This window comes from Nocardiopsis nanhaiensis (assembly GCF_054778635.1).
Genome location: NZ_BAAGZJ010000010.1, coordinates 1 through 17,293, shown reverse-complemented (window position 1 = coordinate 17,293; position 17,293 = coordinate 1). Strand labels below are relative to the sequence as shown.

At 69.1% G+C, this 17,293-nt stretch carries 16 protein-coding genes; 5 read left to right on the top strand and 11 right to left on the bottom strand.

The window, feature by feature from the left end:
- Positions 1-39: 39 nt before the first annotated feature.
- The 5 genes from ACYVD1_RS06765 to ACYVD1_RS06745 form a co-directional block, all read right to left on the bottom strand.
- Positions 40-1,071 carry a LacI family DNA-binding transcriptional regulator gene (locus ACYVD1_RS06765; RefSeq protein WP_460769203.1) on the bottom strand — a complete coding sequence of 344 codons (1,032 nt, stop codon included), beginning with the start codon at positions 1,069-1,071 and terminating at the stop codon, positions 40-42.
- 78 nt (positions 1,072-1,149) lie between these two features.
- Positions 1,150-2,043, bottom strand: a complete 894-nt coding sequence (locus tag ACYVD1_RS06760) for an NAD-dependent epimerase/dehydratase family protein (protein ID WP_460769201.1) — start codon at positions 2,041-2,043, stop codon at positions 1,150-1,152.
- Between the two features lie 59 nt (positions 2,044-2,102).
- On the bottom strand, positions 2,103-2,942 hold the full coding sequence (locus tag ACYVD1_RS06755) for a DUF6807 domain-containing protein (RefSeq protein WP_460769199.1): 840 nt from the start codon (positions 2,940-2,942) through the stop codon (positions 2,103-2,105).
- Positions 2,939-4,114, bottom strand: coding sequence for a Gfo/Idh/MocA family protein (locus ACYVD1_RS06750; protein WP_460769198.1), 1,176 nt, complete (start codon positions 4,112-4,114; stop codon positions 2,939-2,941). Before ACYVD1_RS06750 ends, ACYVD1_RS06755 begins: the two co-directional genes overlap by 4 nt.
- Positions 4,111-5,424 (bottom strand): Gfo/Idh/MocA family protein, encoded by a 1,314-nt coding sequence (locus ACYVD1_RS06745; protein WP_460769196.1) that lies wholly within the window; start codon positions 5,422-5,424, stop codon positions 4,111-4,113. The genes ACYVD1_RS06750 and ACYVD1_RS06745 overlap by 4 nt, the downstream gene beginning before the upstream one ends.
- A 558-nt stretch (positions 5,425-5,982) precedes the next feature.
- On the opposite strand from ACYVD1_RS06745, the gene ACYVD1_RS06740 reads away from it, so the two are divergent.
- From ACYVD1_RS06740 to ACYVD1_RS06725, 4 genes are all read left to right on the top strand, one after another.
- Entirely contained in the window at positions 5,983-6,807 is an 825-nt protein-coding gene (locus ACYVD1_RS06740) for a carbohydrate ABC transporter permease (protein ID WP_460769427.1), read from the top strand.
- Positions 6,797-7,672: a carbohydrate ABC transporter permease gene (locus tag ACYVD1_RS06735; RefSeq protein WP_460769194.1), complete on the top strand. Its 876-nt coding sequence runs from the start codon at positions 6,797-6,799 to the stop codon at positions 7,670-7,672. The genes ACYVD1_RS06740 and ACYVD1_RS06735 overlap by 11 nt, the downstream gene beginning before the upstream one ends.
- An 18-nt stretch (positions 7,673-7,690) precedes the next feature.
- The gene (locus ACYVD1_RS06730) at positions 7,691-9,004 is read left to right on the top strand and encodes an ABC transporter substrate-binding protein (RefSeq protein WP_460769191.1); all 1,314 of its coding nucleotides are present in this window, start codon (positions 7,691-7,693) and stop codon (positions 9,002-9,004) included.
- A gap of 77 nt (positions 9,005-9,081) precedes the next feature.
- Complete coding sequence (locus ACYVD1_RS06725) at positions 9,082-10,407, top strand: ABC transporter substrate-binding protein (RefSeq protein ID WP_460769189.1); 1,326 nt, start codon at positions 9,082-9,084, stop codon at positions 10,405-10,407.
- 103 nt (positions 10,408-10,510) lie between these two features.
- On the opposite strand, the gene ACYVD1_RS06720 is transcribed toward ACYVD1_RS06725, so the two are convergent.
- The 6 genes from ACYVD1_RS06720 to ACYVD1_RS06695 form a co-directional block, all read right to left on the bottom strand.
- Positions 10,511-11,155: a response regulator transcription factor gene (locus ACYVD1_RS06720; protein WP_460769187.1), complete on the bottom strand. Its 645-nt coding sequence runs from the start codon at positions 11,153-11,155 to the stop codon at positions 10,511-10,513.
- 30 nt (positions 11,156-11,185) lie between these two features.
- On the bottom strand, positions 11,186-12,427 hold the full coding sequence (locus ACYVD1_RS06715) for a sensor histidine kinase (RefSeq protein WP_460769185.1): 1,242 nt from the start codon (positions 12,425-12,427) through the stop codon (positions 11,186-11,188).
- Complete coding sequence (locus ACYVD1_RS06710; RefSeq protein ID WP_460769183.1) at positions 12,420-12,578, bottom strand: hypothetical protein; 159 nt, start codon at positions 12,576-12,578, stop codon at positions 12,420-12,422. The genes ACYVD1_RS06715 and ACYVD1_RS06710 overlap by 8 nt, the downstream gene beginning before the upstream one ends.
- 223 nt (positions 12,579-12,801) lie before the next feature.
- Positions 12,802-13,218, bottom strand: a complete 417-nt coding sequence (locus ACYVD1_RS06705; RefSeq protein ID WP_460769182.1) for a TIGR03668 family PPOX class F420-dependent oxidoreductase — start codon at positions 13,216-13,218, stop codon at positions 12,802-12,804.
- Positions 13,219-13,338: 120 nt separating this feature from the next.
- Positions 13,339-14,472, bottom strand: coding sequence for a baeRF2 domain-containing protein (locus tag ACYVD1_RS06700; protein WP_460769180.1), 1,134 nt, complete (start codon positions 14,470-14,472; stop codon positions 13,339-13,341).
- A 165-nt stretch (positions 14,473-14,637) separates the two neighbouring features.
- Entirely contained in the window at positions 14,638-15,939 is a 1,302-nt protein-coding gene (locus ACYVD1_RS06695; RefSeq protein WP_460769178.1) for an MFS transporter, read from the bottom strand.
- Between the two features lie 189 nt (positions 15,940-16,128).
- On the opposite strand from ACYVD1_RS06695, the gene ACYVD1_RS06690 reads away from it, so the two are divergent.
- Entirely contained in the window at positions 16,129-17,007 is an 879-nt protein-coding gene (locus ACYVD1_RS06690; RefSeq protein ID WP_460769176.1) for an AraC family transcriptional regulator, read from the top strand.
- Positions 17,008-17,293: the final 286 nt, after the last annotated feature.

Here is a 17,293-nt window from a genome sequence, read left to right as displayed (position 1 = left end):
AGGGTCGCCACGGTGGCGGTATCCGGTGAGGCGGCGTGGTCAGCCCCGGGGCGGGGCCGTGCTCTCCCGTCCCATCACCGAGCCTTCCACGTGCACCACGCGCGGCTCGCCCCGGTAGTCGCTGTCCAGGGCCAGTGCGGCGGCGCGCTCGCCCATCTCCTCCAGGGGCAGGCGCACGGTGGTCAGGGAGGGGGTGAGGTCCCGCAGAGTGGGAATGTCGTCGAAGCCCGCAACGGACAGGTCGTCAGGGACGGACTTGCCCATGTTGCGGAGTGCGGCGATGGCGCCTGTGGCCATGACGTCGTTGACGGCGAACAGGCAGGTGGCGTCGGTGCCCAGGGTCATCAGGCGCTGGGTGGACTCGTAGCCGCCGTCGCGGGTGAAGTCGCCGTGCACCACGTTGTGGTGGGCGAGTTCGAGCCCGGCTGACGAGAGCGCCGAGTGGAAGCCGTCCAGTCGCTCGCGTGCGGTCCGCAGGTTGGCGGGGCCGGCCAGGATGGCGAAGTTGCGGTGGCCCTGGGCGATGAGGTGCTGCGCGAGGGCGGCGGCCCCGGCGTGGTTGTCCGGGGTGACGGTGTCCGCGGGCAGGGTGGCCTGAGAGACCAGGGCGACCCGTCCGCCCTGGCGGCCGAACGCCTCGATCTCCGCGGCCAGGCGGGTGTCGCTGGTCTCGCCGATGGATCGGGAACCGGCGATCACGATCGCCTTGGCCCGATGCGCGCGCAGCGCGGAGATGATGCGCGTCTCCGCCTGTGGTGAGCGGTTGGTGGTACCCAGGACGAGGACCAGCCCCAGTTCCTCGGCGTACCGGGTCACGCCGGCGGCGATCTGCGAGAAGTAGGGGTCGGCGATGTCGTGTACGACCAGGCCCATCAGTGAACTGCTGTTGCGCGCGAGGGTCTGGGCGGAGGCGTTGGCCAGGTAGCCGAGTTCGTGGGCGCTGGCCTCGACCTTCTCCCGTAGCCTTTGGCTCACCTGACGCGTGCTGCCGTTGATCACACGCGAGGCCGTCGCCAAGGAGACTCCGGCGTGTTCGGCGACCTGCTCCAGAGTCACGTAACCGGGATCCACTCCCTTGCCCCTCCTGCCTCCGCTGGGAAAACTCTTTCCTAGCGTAGCGGAGGTGCGGGGTTGTCCCCGCGTACCCATCTACGCCTGCTCCGCGGGGCGGAGATGGTCGCGCCAGGTGCGCTCCGGCCTCCAACCCAGGTCGCGGTAGGCGCGCTCTGAGGAGAACACCGCGCGCCCGTCGGCCAGTACCGAGGCGTGCTCGGAGGTGGCGGGGTGCAGGCGCGCCAGGTGGGCGTCGACCGGTTCACGGGAGAGGGGATCGGGGGCGACGGCGTTGTAGACCGTGCCGCTGGGGACGCGCTCGGGTTTCTCCACGGCCAGGGCGAAGAGTTCGGCGACGTCGTGGGCGTCGACGTAGTTGAAGAGGGAGCCGGCGGCCAGGGAGGGGTCGTCCAGGCGCTCCTGGATGGTGTGTCCCTGCTGGGTGGGGGCGCCCTGCCATTCCTCGGGGGCCACCACGTAGCCGGGGCGGATGGCCGACAGCACACAGGTGTCGCAGGAGCGTGCCAGTGCGCGCACGGTCTCCTCCACCACCGCCTTGCTCAGCCCGTAGGCGTGCCAGGGCGCTACGGGGTGGTCCTCGTCCAGGGGCAGGTACCGGGGGGACCAGGAGGGGGTGTTGTACCCGTAGACGGTGGGGCTGGACGCGGCGACTGCGCTGCGGGCGCCGGCCGCCGCAGCGGAGGCGAGTACTTCCCAGGCCAGGGAGGTGTTCACCCGCAGGGTTTCGGCGTCGGGGCGGACGAAGGGGACGGCGATCCCCGCCAGGTGGACGACCGCCTCCGGGTTGGTGCGGGCGAACAGCTCCGCCCGTGCCCCGGTGTCGAGCAGGTCGCAGACGGCGGTCGGAACGCCCTCGGGTTGCGGATGTTCCATGAGATCCACAGAGGTCGTCTCGTGTCCGCGCGCGGCCAGTACGGCCACGACGCTGCGCCCCAGCCGTCCGGATCCTCCGGTGACGAGCACGCGCATGAGTGCGGTTCCTTTCCAGTCCCCCAGGGGTGGGGCGTTCTTCTCTTGGTCGTGGTTGGTCAGGCCGCGTTCGCGACGGCTTCGGCCAGTGCTTCGTGGTCGGCTACCGGGCCGTCGGTGACGGCGGTGCGCAGGACCAGCTCGAGGGTCTGTCCGGGAGGCAGGCTCACCGGGGTGTCCCAGGCGGGCGCGGGGCACACTCCCGGGTAATCCTCGGCCCGGAGGAACCAGGGGTCCGTGCGCGGTCCGGGTTGTTGGAAGAGCAGGGTCCACTGGGCCTGGTCGGCGGTGGACCCGGACAGGGCGAGCCATCTGGCGCGGGAGCCGTGCAGGGCCGCTTCTCCGGAGGTTCCGTCGGGGCCGGTGACCGTGGGTGGGCGGTTCCCGATGGGGGCCCGCCAGAACACGCCGCCGTACCCGGCCCCGGGGCGGCCGTTGGTGGCGGGGCTGCCGATGCTCAGCTCCGCGCTCGAGGTGTTGCGCAGCGCCGAACGCAGGTCCAGCACCCAGGTCGTGTCGTCCAGGGGCAGGGCACGCAGGGTCCGTTCCTCGCGCAGGAGCTCGTTGCCTTCGGGGCCGGTCCAGGTGAGCAGCTCGGTCGCCCGGTCGGGGTGGCGGTCGTTCCAGGAAAGGTGTTCTTGGCGGCCGTGGTTGTCGAGCATGACCGACCCGCGGTCCCGGATGTAGGTCCGCCCGCCCCAGAAACTGGCCCCGGAGAGGTCGGCCAGGGTCACGCTGACGCCCAGGTGGTGGAGGTGGTCTTCGGGGCGGATCTCGGTCACCTCCACCCCGGCGAGGGTGCGCACGGGGTGGAGGTAGGGGCGCGGGGAGAGTTCGAGGGGGATGGACTCGCCGCTGTGGCGGGTGGCCACGACGGTGCGGCCGACGGACAGGTTCACGTTCGTGCCTCCGTGGTCGGGGCGGGTGCGGGGGGTTGGGCCCAGGCGGCGCCGAGCTCGGAGAACAGGGTGAGGGTGCGTGCGCTCTCGTGCACCAGCGGGGTGACCCCGGGGATGCTCCGATGGGTGACGCCCTCGTGTTCGTACGCGTCTTGGTGCTCGGCGGGGACGGGAAGGGGGTCGGGTGCCGTGCGCACGGCCTCTAGGACGTGGGTGAAGCCGCGGGTGCGCTCCGGGGGCACGAGGAGGGGGGAACCGTGGCGCACGTGCGCCACCAGGTTGTCCATCAGGTCGACGCGTCCGTGGGTGGTGGTTCGGGGTGGTTGTCCGGGCCGGTGCAGGGTGAGGCGGTCCAGGGTGTACTCCAGCGTCAGGCTGGCCCGGTCGCCGTGCACGGTGATCGCTGGCGGTTGGCTTTCGGGGGCGCACAGGGTGACGGCGACGGTGACCGTGGTGCCGGCCTCGGTGCGCAGTCGCAGGGAGGAGGTGTCGTCGCTCTCGATGGGGTGGGCGCGGTACATCTCCAGTTCCAGGGCCCGGGGCGCCGTGGTCTCGGCGTCGGCCAGTGCCAGCGCGTTGGCCACGGCGTGGGCGAAGGGGTTGGTGAGTGCCCCGTCCACCACGTCGTGTCCGTCGAGCGTGCGCCGTCCGGCCCAAGGGGCGCGGTCGTAGTAGGCGGAGGTGCGTTTCCAGGCGCCGGCCGCGCCGATCCCGCGTGGGGTGCCCAGAACCCCTTCGCGGAGCAGTCGGCCCACTTCGGCGATCGCCTCTGAGCCCAGGCTTTGGAAGCCGATCTGGCATGCGCGTCCGGCCGAACGCGCTGCCTCCTCCAGCTGTGTGAGCTGGGTCAGGGAGGAGGTGGTGGGTTTCTCCAGGAGCAGGTGCGAGCCGTGCTCCAGGGCGGTGGCGGCCAGGGGCAGGTGGGTGTGGATGGGGGTCACCAGGACGGTGATGCGCGCCTGTGTGCGGCGGAGGGCCGTGTCCAGGTCGTCGAAGAAGGGGACGTGGCCGTGGCCCTCGAGGTCGTCGTCGGGTTCGGGCGGCTTGCGGTCGCAGACCCCGGCCAGGCGGACGGTTCCCGCCTTCGCTAGCGGCAGGAGCGCGCGCAGGTGGGAGCGGCCGTGTCCGTGGAGGCCCACGAGCAGGAGCGGGATCGGGGAGCTTCGGTTCATGGGTGGGCTTCCTCGAGCAGGTCGGTCACGCGCACGGGGGTGCCTGAGTCCATGGCCGCGTTGGCCGCCAGTCCGGTCAGCAGGGCGTTGCCGCCGTCGGCGTGGTCGGGGCGGATCCCGTCGTCGCCCCCGCCGAAGAGGGAGTCGAGCATGGCGGTGTCGCCGCCCCCGTGTCCCCCGCCGCCGACACTGGTGGGGATCTCTTCCGGGGGTTGCCAGTGGCGGCGCAGCAGGAGCCGGGCCGTGGTGTTCTCCTTGGGTGCGGGCATGCCGCGGACGGGGTGGGTCTCGTCGTGGTCCGGTGCGGTGCTGGCGAACTCGGTCATGTCGAGCTCGAGCCGGCCGCGGCTGCCGGTGATACTGAGGCGGTAGCCCTCCCAGGGCGCGTAGGCCACGAGGTGGTAGCTCAGGCGTACTCCGGTGTCGTATCTGACCAGGACGGACATGTCGTCCTCGATGGTGATGCCGGGGCCGAAGACGTTGAGGTCGCGCTGGTAGCCGTCTTCGTGTTCGGCGTCCAGGTACAGGGCGGTCATGTCGGGGCTGTCCCGCATGTGCAGGGCGAAGGGGTCCTTCTCCGCGGACTCGGAACCGTGGCCGCGTTCGTAGCCGGTGGCGTGGCCGTGGCGCCGTCCGTTGTCCTGCCCGTAGAAGAACAGGCCGCCCCAGGCGAAGACCTCCTCGGGCCGGGCGCCCACCCACCAGTTGACCAGGTCGAAGTGGTGGCTTGCCTTGTGGACCAGCAGCCCGCCGGACTGGGTCTTGTCCCGGTGCCAGCGGCGGAAGTAGTCGGCGCCGTGGCGCAGGTCGAGCAGCCACTCGAAGTGGACCGAACCCACCTCGCCGATGGCGCCGGAGGCGATGAGGTCGCGCACTTGGCGGTGGACGGGGTTGTAGCGGTAGTTGAAGCCGACCGTCACCCGGCCGCCAGTACGCGCCTGGGCGGCGTTGATCCGGCGCAGGCCCTCGATGTCGGCGGTCATGGGTTTCTCGGTGATGGCGTCGACCCCGGCTTCCAGGGCGGCCACGACGTAGTCGGCGTGGGTGCGGTCGACGGTGCACACGATCACTTCGTCGACCGCCTGCTCGCTGAGCATGCGGGTGAAGTCCTCGGCGCTGTATGTGGGAACCGGGTCGCCGCCGCTGTCGGTGACGATCCGGTTGTGCACGGCCATCCGCGTGCGGTTGGTGTCGCACAGGGCCACCAGGCGCCCCCGGTCGCTGTGGGTGCCCACGAGGGCGTGGGTGTACATCCGTGCGCGGGAGCCCGTACCGACGATCGCGTAGCTGCGTTGAGTGGTGTCGTTCACAAGGCGCATGGTAAACGCTTTCCCCAGCGGGCCACAAGGGCCCGCAAGACACCTTGGGGATCACTGGCAGAGGAAAGCCACCACCGAAGGGTGGCTCTATGAATTCACATGAATACCCAAAGTGATCATTCCGACAGAAAGAGCCGCCGACTGGAAAATAACGATCTGGTGCGTGCTTCGAGTTCGGGCGGAAACAGGGCGTTGACAGCCCCGAAACCCGGTGCTAGAAACTGACTATCTTAGTAACTGGATAGCGCTTACCAAGCCTTGGCCTGCGAAATCCACCGGTGTCCTTGGACACACTGCGTAGGCGCTTGTCCATCATCAGCGCGTTTTCCGACCAGATTGGCGGTCCCCCATGAACCCCGGTCCAGGCGTGCGGGTCGCGTGCGCTTCGGTGTCGGGAGGAGGTGTGTCGTCTTGACCGCTCTTCTGAACAGGGAGCAGAAGTCAGCCGACCGTGCCGACACCCGAACCCCGCGGCGCAAACAGACCACCAGCAAGAACGGTCGCAGGTACGAGAACCTCGCCGCCTTCGGCTTCCTCGCACCGTGGTTTCTGGGGCTCGGCCTCATTACAGCCGGTCCCCTCCTCGCTTCCCTGTACTTCTCCTTCACGGACTACAACCTGATCGGCTCCCACCAGTGGGTGGGGCTGGAGAACTACGAACGGATGCTGTCCGACACGCGCCTGCACAGCGCGCTGCGGGTCACCTTCGTCTACGTGTTCGTGTCAGTGCCCCTCCAGCTCGCCCTCGCGCTGGCACTGGCGATGGTCCTCGACCGGGGACTCCGAGGGCTGGCCCTGTACCGGTCGATCTACTACCTGCCCTCCCTCTTGGGCGGCAGCGTGGCGGTCGCCATCTTGTGGCGCCAGGTGTTCGGGGCGGAGGGCCTGGTCAACCAGGTCCTGGCCTTCTTCGGGGTCCAAGGCGAAGGCTGGGTGTCGCACCCCGACTACGCGCTGGGCACACTCGTGATCCTCAACGTGTGGACCTTCGGTGCGCCGATGGTCATCTTCCTGGCAGGTCTCCGGCAGATCCCGGCCATGTACTACGAGGCCGCGGCAGTGGACGGGGCCAGCCCGGTGCACCGGTTCTGGCACATCACGGTCCCGATGCTCACGCCGATCATCTTCTTCAACCTCGTGCTGCAGTTCATCAACGCCTTCCAGACCTTTACCCAGGCGTTCATCGTCAGCGGTGGGACCGGAGGTCCGTCCGACTCCACGCTCTTCTACACCCTCTACCTGTACCAACGCGGTTTCGGAGCCTTCGACATGGGCTACGCGTCCGCGATGGCCTGGCTGCTCCTGATGATCATCGGGGGGTTCACAGCGGTGAACTTCCTCGCCTCCAAGTACTGGGTCTTCTATGGCGACTGAGACCGCGGCACCGGCGACACGCAAACAGCGGGACCGGGCCCAACGCACACGACGGCTGTTCATCCACATCGGTCTGATCGGCTTCGGCCTGATCATGCTCTACCCGCTGCTGTGGATGCTCTCCAGCTCCTTCAAGCCCACCGCCGAGATCTTCCGCGATCCCGGGCTGATCCCTTGGAACTTCACCCCCAGCAACTGGGTCGAGGGGTGGAACGCGCTGGAGTTCCCGTTCCACCGCTACCTCCTGAACTCGGCGGTCGTGGTAGCCGGAGCGATCATCGGCAACCTGATCGGGTGCTCGATGGCCGCCTACGCCTTCGCCCGCCTGGAGTTCCGCGGCAAGAGACTGTTCTTCGCGATCATGCTCGCCACGATCATGCTGCCGATCCACGTGGTCATCGTTCCGCAGTACATCCTGTTCGCGAACCTGGACTGGATCAACACCTTCTACCCGCTGATCGTGCCCAAGCTCCTGGCCACGGACGCCTTCTTCATCTTCCTGATGGTGCAGTTCATCCGCGGACTCCCCCGGGACCTGGACGAGGCCGCCCGCATCGACGGCTGCGGTCACGTACGCATCTTCTGCCAGATCATCCTCCCGCTGTCCATGCCGGCCCTGGCCACCACGGCGATCTTCACCTTCATCTGGACCTGGAACGACTTCTTCAGTCAGCTGATCTTCCTGACCAGCCCCGACATGTACACGGTCCCGGTGGCCCTGCGGACCTTCGTCGACTCCACCTCCCAGACCTCTTGGGGCCCGCTCTTCGCCATGTCCGTCGTGGCCTTGGGCCCCGTCTTCGGTTTCTTCCTGGCTGGCCAGCGCTACCTCGTCAAAGGCATCGCGACCACCGGAATCAAGTAGCGGAAAGGAAGACCCACCATGGTCCCCACTACCAGGGGCGGGCGCTTTCGGCGCCGCCTGCTCACCACGACCGCGGCGGCCGCCGCCCTGGTCATGGCCGCGACCGCCTGCGGCGGCTCCGACTCCGAGGACGGTGCGGTCCAGCTGCGCTTCTCCTGGTGGGGCGCCGACGACCGGCACACCACCCTGCAGGAGGTCATCGAGGTCTTCGAGGAGGAGAACCCCGATATCCGGATCGCCGGGGACTACACCGACTTCTTCTCCTATTGGGACCGCCTGGCCACCAGCACCGCGGCCAACGACACTCCCGACATCATCATGCAGGACGAGACCTACCTGCGTGAGTACGGCGACCGCGGCGCCTTGGCCGACCTCGGCGAGTTCGAGGACACCCTCGACCTGTCCCGCATCGACCCGAACGTCGCCGAGAGCGGCGAAGTGGACGGGCAGACCTTCGGCGCCGCCACCGGGGTGAACGCCTCCGTGATCCTGGCCGACCCCCAGGCCTTCGAAGAGGCTGGCGTGGACATGCCCGACGACACCACCTGGACCTGGGACGACTTCATCGAGATGTCGGTGGAGATCAGCGAGGCGACCGATGGAGAGATCGTCGGTACCCAGGGCATGACCAACGAGAACGGTTTCCACATCTTCGCCCGTCAACACGGCGAGAACCTCTTCAACGAGGACGGCGAGCTGGCCTTCTCCCCCGAGACACTGGCCAGCTGGTACGAGATCACCGAACGCACGCTGGAGGCCGGGGGGCAGCCCAGCGCGACCGAGGGTGTGGAGATCGCGGCCGAGGGGCCCGACCAGTCCGTGCTGGCCACCCACACCGGCGCCACGGCGCACTTCTGGACCAACCAGCTCGGCGCGACCACCGATGCTTCTGGCCGCGACATCGAGATCCTACGCTTCCCGGGCGAGACGGAGAACGAGCGCACCGGCACGTACTTCAAGCCCGCGATGTACTACTCCGTGGCGGCCGACAGTGATCACCCGGAAGAGGCCGCGCGCTTCGTCGACTTCATGCTCAACAGCACCGAAGCCGCCGAGCTGACCCTCTCCGACCTGGGCCTTCCCGCCAACCTCGATGTGCGGGAGGCCATCACCGACGACCTGCCCGCGGCAGACGAGCGCGGTGCGGACTTCCTGGCCGAGGTCGAGGAGGAGATCGTCGACGGCAACCCGCCCCCGCCGATCGGATCCGGCGAGATCGTGGACATCAACGAGCGGGTCTACCAGGAACTGGTCTTCGGCAACCTCACCGCCGACCAGGCTGCCGAGCAGTTCATCGAGGACTTGGAGGCCGCTATCGGAACCGGCCACTGATCCCGCACCACCCCGCTGAAGGAAGAGCAATACCCCAGTGTTCAGCAGATGCATTTAGCAGAAGGGTAAATCCCCCCATGAACCGTTACTCGGGTAAGAAGCGCACACCGCGCCGACACCGTTCCCTGATCGCCCCGACCGCGGCGGCCGCCGCCCTGGTCATGGCCGCGACCGCCTGCGGAGGAGGCTCCTCCGCGGACGGTGAGGCCGTCGAGCTGCGCTTCTCCTGGTGGGGCGCCGACGACCGGCACGCCACCCTGCAGGAGGTCATCGAGGTCTTCGAGGAAGAGAACCCCGACATCCGGATCGCCGGGGACTACACCGATTGGGACTCCTACTGGGACCGCCTGGCCACCAGCACGGCCGCCAACGACGCCCCCGACATCATCATGCAGGAAGAGCGGTACCTGCGCGAGTACGGCGACCGCGGCGCCCTCGTCGACCTCGGCGAGTACGAGGACACCCTCGACCTGTCCGGCCTGGACCCGCTGGTGGCCGAGAGCGGTGACTTGGACGGGCAGACCTTCGGGATCGCCACCGGGGTGAACGCCTACGCGGTCCTGGCCGACCCGGAGGCGTTCGAGGAAGCCGGCGTGGACATGCCCGACGACGAGAACTGGACGTGGGACGACTACGTCGAGGTGGCCAACGCGATCACCGAGGGCTCCGACGAGGAGCTCGTCGGTGTGCAGAGCATGGCCTACAACGAGAGCGGCTTCCAGATCTTCGCCCGGCAGCAGGGGGAGAACCTCTACGAGGAGGACGGCAGCCTCGCCTTCTCCGAGGAGACCCTGGCCGAGTGGTTCCAGGTCACCAGCGACCTGTTGGAGGACGGCGGACAGCCCAGTGCGGCGGAGAGCGTGGAGATCGAGGCCGGCGGCCCCGACCAGTCCGTGCTGGCCACCAACCAGGGCGCCATGGCCCATTTCTGGACCAACCAGCTGGGCGGGATCACTGAGTCCTCCGGGCGTGAACTGGAGCTGCTGCGCTACCCGGGTGAGACCGATAGCGAGCGCACCGGGATGTACTTCAAGCCCGCGATGTTCTACTCGGTCAACTCGGGGTCGGACCACCCGGAGGAGGCCGTGAGGTTCGTGGACTTCATGGTCAACAGCGAAGAGGCGGCTGAACTGAACCTCTCCGACCTGGGTCTTCCCGCCAACGAGGAGGTGCGCGAGCACATCCTCGATGATCTGCCGGAGGCTGACGAGCGCAGCGCCGCGTTCATGGACGAGATCGGCGACAGCATCGTCGACGGCAACCCGCCCCCGCCGATCGGCGCGGGTGAGGTCGTGGAGATCACCAAGCGCATCACCGACGAGATGTCCTTCGGCGAGCTGACGCCGGAGGAGGCGGCCGAGCAGTTCACGGCGGAGGTCGAGGCGGCGACGGGTGGTGAATGAGCCCTCGTCTGACTGAGCGCTAGTGTGGGCGCGCCGGGAGCGCGCCCACGTGGGCCCCCGGGGAGAAGCTCCCCCCGGGGGCACGTATGCGTGTGGCGAGCGCTCAGGAGCCCAGGAAACGCAGTACGGCGAGCACGCGGCGGCTGTATTCCGGGGTGTGGGACAGTTCCAGTTTGTCGAAGATGGCGTTGATGTGCTTCTCCACCGCGCTGAGGGACACGAACAGCCGCTCCGCGATGGCCGTGTTGCTCAACCCCTGTGCCATGGTCTCCAGCACGTTGCGCTCGCGCGGGGTCAGACGGGCCAGCGGGTCGGTGTGCGTGGTTCGGGCCAGCAGCTGCCGGACGACCTCCGGATCGAAGGCCGCTCCCCCGGCCGCCACCCGGTCCAATGCGTCCAGGAACTCCCCCACCTGCGCCACCCGGTCCTTGAGCAGATAGCCGACCTTCTCCGGGGCGCCGGTGAGCAGCTCGGTTGCGTACCGCTGTTCCACGTACTGCGAGAGCACCAGGACGGCCACCTCCGGTTGCTCGGCGCGGATCCGCAGCGCCGCGCGCAATCCTTCGTCGGTGTGGGTCGGCGGCATTCGCACGTCCACCACTGCCGCGTCGGGGCGGTGTTCGGCAACAGCCTGGAGGAGCCCTTCACCGTCCCCGGCCGCCGCCACGACCTCGTGGCTCTCTTCCTCCAACAGTCTGACCAGGCCCTCTCGCAGCAGTACCGAGTCGTCGGCGATCACCAGGCGCATGCGGGCCTCCGTGTTCGTGCGGTGGGGTGTTCATCGGTGCAGTGGCAGGGTGGCGCGCACCGTGGTGGGGCCGCCGACCGGGCTGTCCACTCTCAGTGTGCCGTCCAGGGCGTTCACCCGCCGGGCCAGGCCGGTCAGCCCGCCGTTTTTGGTGTCGGCTCCGCCGCGGCCGTGGTCGGAGACCACCAGTTCCACCCGGTCCCCGTCAGAGTTCAGGTCGACCATCACCTCGTCGGCACCGGAGTGCTTGACGGCGTTGGTCATGGCCTCGCGGGCCACGAAGTACACGGCGGTGGCCAACTCCTGCGGCAGCGGTTCGGACAGGCGGTGCCGGAAGACGACCGGGAGCGGGCCGCGCTCGGCCGCCTCCGTGAGGGCGGCCTCCAAACCCAGGGTGTCCAACGCGGTCGGGTAGATCCGCCAGGCCACCTCGCGCAGTTCGTCCAATAGCACCCGCGACTCAGTGTGGGCCTGCCGCACCAGAGTTGCGGAGCGCTCGGGGTCGCTGCCGCGCTGGGCCCGCCCGAGCAGCATGGCCAGCGCCACCACCCGCTGCTGCACCCCGTCGTGCAGGTCGCGTTCGATCCGGCGCCGCTCCTCGTCCACGGCGCGCACGATTCCCGTCCGGGTCTGGGTGAGTTCGTCGATGCGCCGGTGCAGCAGGTCCTCGGATGTGGGGCCGAGCATCGTCCGGGCCAGCCACCGGTCGAGGCCGACGGCGAAAGCGACCAGTGCCCACAGGACCACCAGGATCACCAGGGCGGCGGCGAGGCCGACATTCGCACTGGAGGTGTATACACCCACCCCGGGCCAGGACAGCGCTATGTCGGACGTGGTTCCCGTGGCGACCTGTATCGCCACCCCGGAGAGCAGGAGTGAGATCGTGAAGCCCACCACGAAGACCAGGTAGAGAGCTGTCAGGTGCAAGGGGAAACGGACGAGCAGGTAGGCCGCCCGGCCCCTGGTACCCGCCTCCGGCCTGATGGTCGCACCCATCCAGAAGGCCAGCCGGTCCAGGTCCCGGTCACTCAGCCACCGAGTCCACGCCCGGACCGCCCGCCGTGCCCGCGGCCACACCGGGGGCCACACGAGCCCGGCCAGCAGGGCCAGGGCCGACAACGGCGCCCACAACAGCGTCAACACCGTCAACGGCAGCCCCATCCACAGGCCGACGAACTCCCGTGCGCGCCGTCGCGCGTGCGCCCACACCCCGCGCACGCGAAGACCGACTCCGCTTCCTCCGCCCACGGCCCACTCCCCGTTCTCAGGCATCCCGGCGCTGCAGCACCAGTGCTCCGGCCGTCAGGGCGGCGGCCGTCCAGACCATGAGTACCACCAGACCAACCGGCGGGGAGAGCAGCTCCTCCATGGGACCGAGGATGAAGTCGCTGTCGAGGAAGGGCACACCCGCGGTCAAGGGCAACCGGACGAAGAGGTTCCCGGTATCGACCAGGTGCGCAGACTTTCCGCGCCCACACCCAGTTTCGCCGCGACGGCCTTGACCGCCGCGTTGGTGGAGGCGTAGTCGCCTCGGGTCTGCCGCGGACCAGGCACACGGTGCGTTCACGCAGTTCAGTGGGGTATTGCTTGGGCATGATGGCTCCAATCCATCCAAGGATCGGAGTCTCCAACACAACCGGGGAGATTCAGCGGTAGGACCAGCCGGACCAGCGCTCGACGGCCACCAGGATGACCGCCGCCGAGGGCGGGGTGGCCTGGTATTGCCGGTACCGGGCAGTGAGCTCGTCCCGCGCGCGGGCCCAGTCCGGCCCAGAGTGCTCGATCCGGGCCAGGCCGTCCGCGCGCACCCACCACAGGCGCGTCCAGTCGTCGTCGTACTCGTCCACCAACAGCGACGCACGGGGGTTCCCGGCGATGTTGCGCAGGCGTTTGAGGTCGCGGGTGGACTTCGGCTTGCTGTCCACGGCGATGGCCAGCGTGTCTCCGTAGGCGGCGAAGGTGACCGGTACCAGGTGCGGTTGTCCCGCACCGTCCACGGTGGCCAGCCGCGCAACGCGACCGGCCGCGAAAGCATCCCGGGCCCGCGCGGCGCTCCACCTCATCGGCTCGGTCCCTTCAGATCGGCGGGAAGTGCCCTGATGCTCGAAATCATCCGTACGCGAATGGTGCCCCGCTCCCCCACGGACGGGAGCGGGGCACCGGCTTACCAGCCCTGCCTGGGCCTACTGCGCGGGGAAGCGCAACGTGGCGCCGACCTCGGAACTGGGCACGCCGTGGTCGAGCAGCTCGGTGAACCCGGCGTGGGACATCACGGCCGCTCGCAGCATCAGTGCGCTGGCCGGAGCCTTGAAGCCCGCTTCCGGGTCGTCCAGGCCCTTGGGTGAGGAGTCCACCAGCACCGGCGAGTTGTGGGAACCCCACAGCTCGGGCTCGTCCTCGCGGTCGGCCCCCAGGAGCAGGGTCTCCACCCGGGCCTCCGACAGCATCGGAAGGAGCGGTGTCCTGCCTTGGACCGCCTGGTCGTGGGCGAGCTTGCGCTTGTATTCGGACAGGGTCTGGTCGTGCTCTTCGAGTACGAGCTCGCGCAGGCACTCCTCTGCGGTCTCGTGCAGACGTTCCTCGGCGTCAGCCCCGCCCCGGCCCCCCGCGACCACCTTGATCGGAATGGACAGCTGCCGCGGGCCGAGGTTGTCCCGCAGGTAGGCGATGGCCTCGTCGTCGCCTCCCACGATGATCACCGCGGCGTCGACCTTGCGCACCGCGTCGCGGACCATTTCGGCGACCGCGGCGGTGTTCTCCCGCCAGATGTCCTGGGCGGTTCCGGTGTCGGCGCGGCGGCCGCCCGCGTCACCGCGCTGGCCGGGATAGATCCGGCTCTGTCCGTCGATGTTCTGCAGGTTCTCGCCTTGTGCCTCCTGCTCCAGGACCGGTTGACCGGCGGGGTGGGACGGGTAGGCGAACACCTTGGCCTTGACCCGGTCCAGGGCCACGAGGACGTAGGGCAGCCTGCGTCCGCGGTCGATGGCCAAGGGGAGGGCGTCCGGCACGGGAAGGAACGAGGCCCGGTCCTGGCTGGGCGGTTCAGCGAGGGTGTGCGCCCCCAACAGGCGGCCTTCGGAGGCGTAGAGGGCTTGGCCGTGGTTCCCGAAGGAGCGGGAGGACCCCTGCCCTACGGCCTCCTCGAGGACATCGAGAGTGGCCTCGTCGGTGCCGAGCGCGGCCAGCTCCTCTCTCAGGTGCCGCCAGCGCAACTCGATCTTCTTGCTGGCGTCCGTGGTGTCGCGGGTGGTGTCCAGGTGCACCGAGGCCACCGGGCCGTCACTTTCGTACAGAGGTCGCAGAAAACCAAGATCCATAGTCCGCGGGGCGCGTGTACCCCGCCCCGCCCACCTCCTTCTGGGGTCGGCCTGGGAGTCATCCTGACCGGCCATGGTGGGTTGTGTCATTCGTCCACGTCGAACCAGACACGGTCCTTGCCCGATGATTCCCAGGTTTTTCCCGTTGCCCCCGCCCCGGCGCGGTCAAGGGGTGCCGGGGCGGGTCCCGGAGTCGGCGAGGGCCCGGTCGATGACCCGGTTGGTGAGCACCTTGGCCGCGACCGCGGCCAGGACCAGGCTGATGACCGCGGAGAGCAGGTAGGGCGCAGACAGGGAGAGCGTCCGCCCCAGGGCGGGTTCGGTGAGTGAGGCCAGCGCACCGCCCAGAGCCGTGCCGAGCGGAAGCATGCCCCAGGAGAACATGCGGTGTGCACTGAAGACCCGGGACCTCAGCGCGTCGGGGATGACGCGCTGGTACAGGGACAGGACCGTCACGTTCCACCACATCCCACCGAAACCGAGCAGGAACATAGCCGCCGCGAACACCGCGACGTGGTGTACCAGGCCCATCGTCGCGGTCATGAGCCCCTGTGAGGCCAGGACCAGGACGAGGGTGGTGGACGTGCGAACCCGCGCGGTGATCGCGGGTACCACGACCGACCCCAGGACCGCCCCGGCCGCCGAGAGGGTCAGCAGGAGCGCATAGCCCTGCGGTCCCAGGTCCAGGACATCGCGGGCGAAGAGCACCAGGATCGTCGCGGTCAGGGCCGCCGCCAGGTTGGATACCCCCGACACCAGCGCCAGGGGGCGCATCATGGGGTGCCGCCAGAGCCATGCTAGGCCTCGGGCGAGCATGGTCCGGATCGGCTCGCGGGGCCCGGCCTGCTTGGCGGGTTCGAAGTCGCCGCGCAGCGTGCACAGGGCGACCACGGCCAGCAGAATGAGGACGGCCTGGGCACCGAAGGCCAGAGCGGTGGAGACCGCCACCAGGACCCCGGCGAGCGGGGCGCCCGCGAACCGGTCCAGGACCTGCTCCACCCCCTGGAGGGTCCCGTTGGCCCGCTCCAGACGCGATGCCGGCACGACCGCGGGCAGCACGGAGTGCGTGGTGTTGTCGAACAGCACCTCGCACACCCCGACCAGCAGCGCCACCGCCACCAGGAGCGGGATCGATGCGGCGTCCCAGACGATGACAGCGGTCAGGGCCGCCAACAGCACCGCCTTGGCGCCCCCAGCGGCCACCATCAGGCGGCGCCGGTCCATCCGGTCCCCGAGCACCCCCGCGAACAGGGCGAACAGCAGCCAGGGCAGGCGGGTGGCCGCGCCGACGGCCGAGACCAGGAAGGGGTCGTCGGTGAGCGTGGCGGCGTACCAAGGCAGGGCGACAACCGCGATACCGTCCCCCAGGTTGCCCAGGCCGCTGGCCGCGAGCAACCGCCAGTAGTCGCGCCCCAGGGGTTCGCGGCGGCGTCCGGAGACAGCGCGAGCGTGTTCGCGGCGGGACACGGCGGCCTTTCGTCGGGGGTGTCGGGGTTCAAAGGTTGGCAGTCTACGAACGGGATCCGACAGTTCCTTCTGCGGCGGGCAGAAGCACTGGTCAGAAGGGGCCCGGAAGCTGACCGGAGGTGAACGGCAACTGTCGGGTGCGGGTGGTGTCCCCGTCCCTAATTTGGATGGTGAACGAGGGAGGCACGAATGCTGGACCGATTGAACGAGGCGCTCGAGCGGGTCGAGCGGGACCCGGGTGAGCCGGTGGACGTGGCCGCGATGGCGCGGACCACACTCACCTCCGAGCACCACTTCCGGCGGATGTTCGCGGCGCTGTCCGGGATGCCGCTGTCGGAGTACGTGCGTCGGCGTCGGCTCACGCTGGCCGGGGCCGAGGTGATCGAGGGCCGGGACACCCTGCTCGACATCGCCGTCCGCTACGGCTACGGGTCGGCGGAGGCCTTCGGCCGGGCGTTCCGGGCCATGCACGGGATCAGCCCGGGCGATGCCCGCCGGTCGGGTGCCGCGCTCAACTCCCAGTCACGGCTGACCTTCCACCTCACCATCGAAGGGAACACCACCATGCGCTACCGCATCGTCGAGAAGGAGGCTTTCCGCCTCGTCGGCCCCAAGGCCCGGGTTCCGCTCGTCTACGAGGGCGTCAACCCCGCCATGGCCGAGTTCGTCAAGAGCATCGGGGACGCCACCTACGAGCGGCTCGAGGAACTGTCCGACCAGGAGCCCCACGGCGGCTTGTCGGTCACCGTCACCCATGACCCCGACCGGCGGGAGGGCAGCGACGTCGACTACTACGTGGCGGCCGCCACCTCCGCCACCGAGACCCCCGACGGGATGGAGGCACTGGACGTGCCCGCGGGCACCTGGGTGGTCTTCCCGTTCGAGCGGTTCACCTTCCCCGAGGCCATCCAGCACATCTGGGTCTACGCCTACTCCGAGTGGTTCCCGTCCAACCCCTCCTACCAGCACAAGCACGGGCCGGAGCTGTTGAGCGTGGAGTACGGCGAGGAGGACGAGACCGTCGCCTCGGGTGAGCTGTGGCTGCCGGTGGAGAAGACCGCGGGTTAGGCCGCCGAGTGGTCGGGGGAACCCCACCCCCGGCCCTCACGAAATCCGAACTTGACTTCCTCCCTCTCGTGTAAGCGAGAGGGATTCCGACCAGACCCGGGGTCTGGTGGCGCTGTCCGCCTCGCGGCGGCAGCTGGTTCCTGCTTCGCTGACATGGCTACCCAGAGGTCTCCGCAGGCTGGCACGGTTCACCGTAAACGGCTCGTCCATCCGCGCTTTTCGGTGTTCTCGGCCGCGTTCACATCCGCATGATCTGTATGCGCACACCTGGTGCACCGATAGCGCG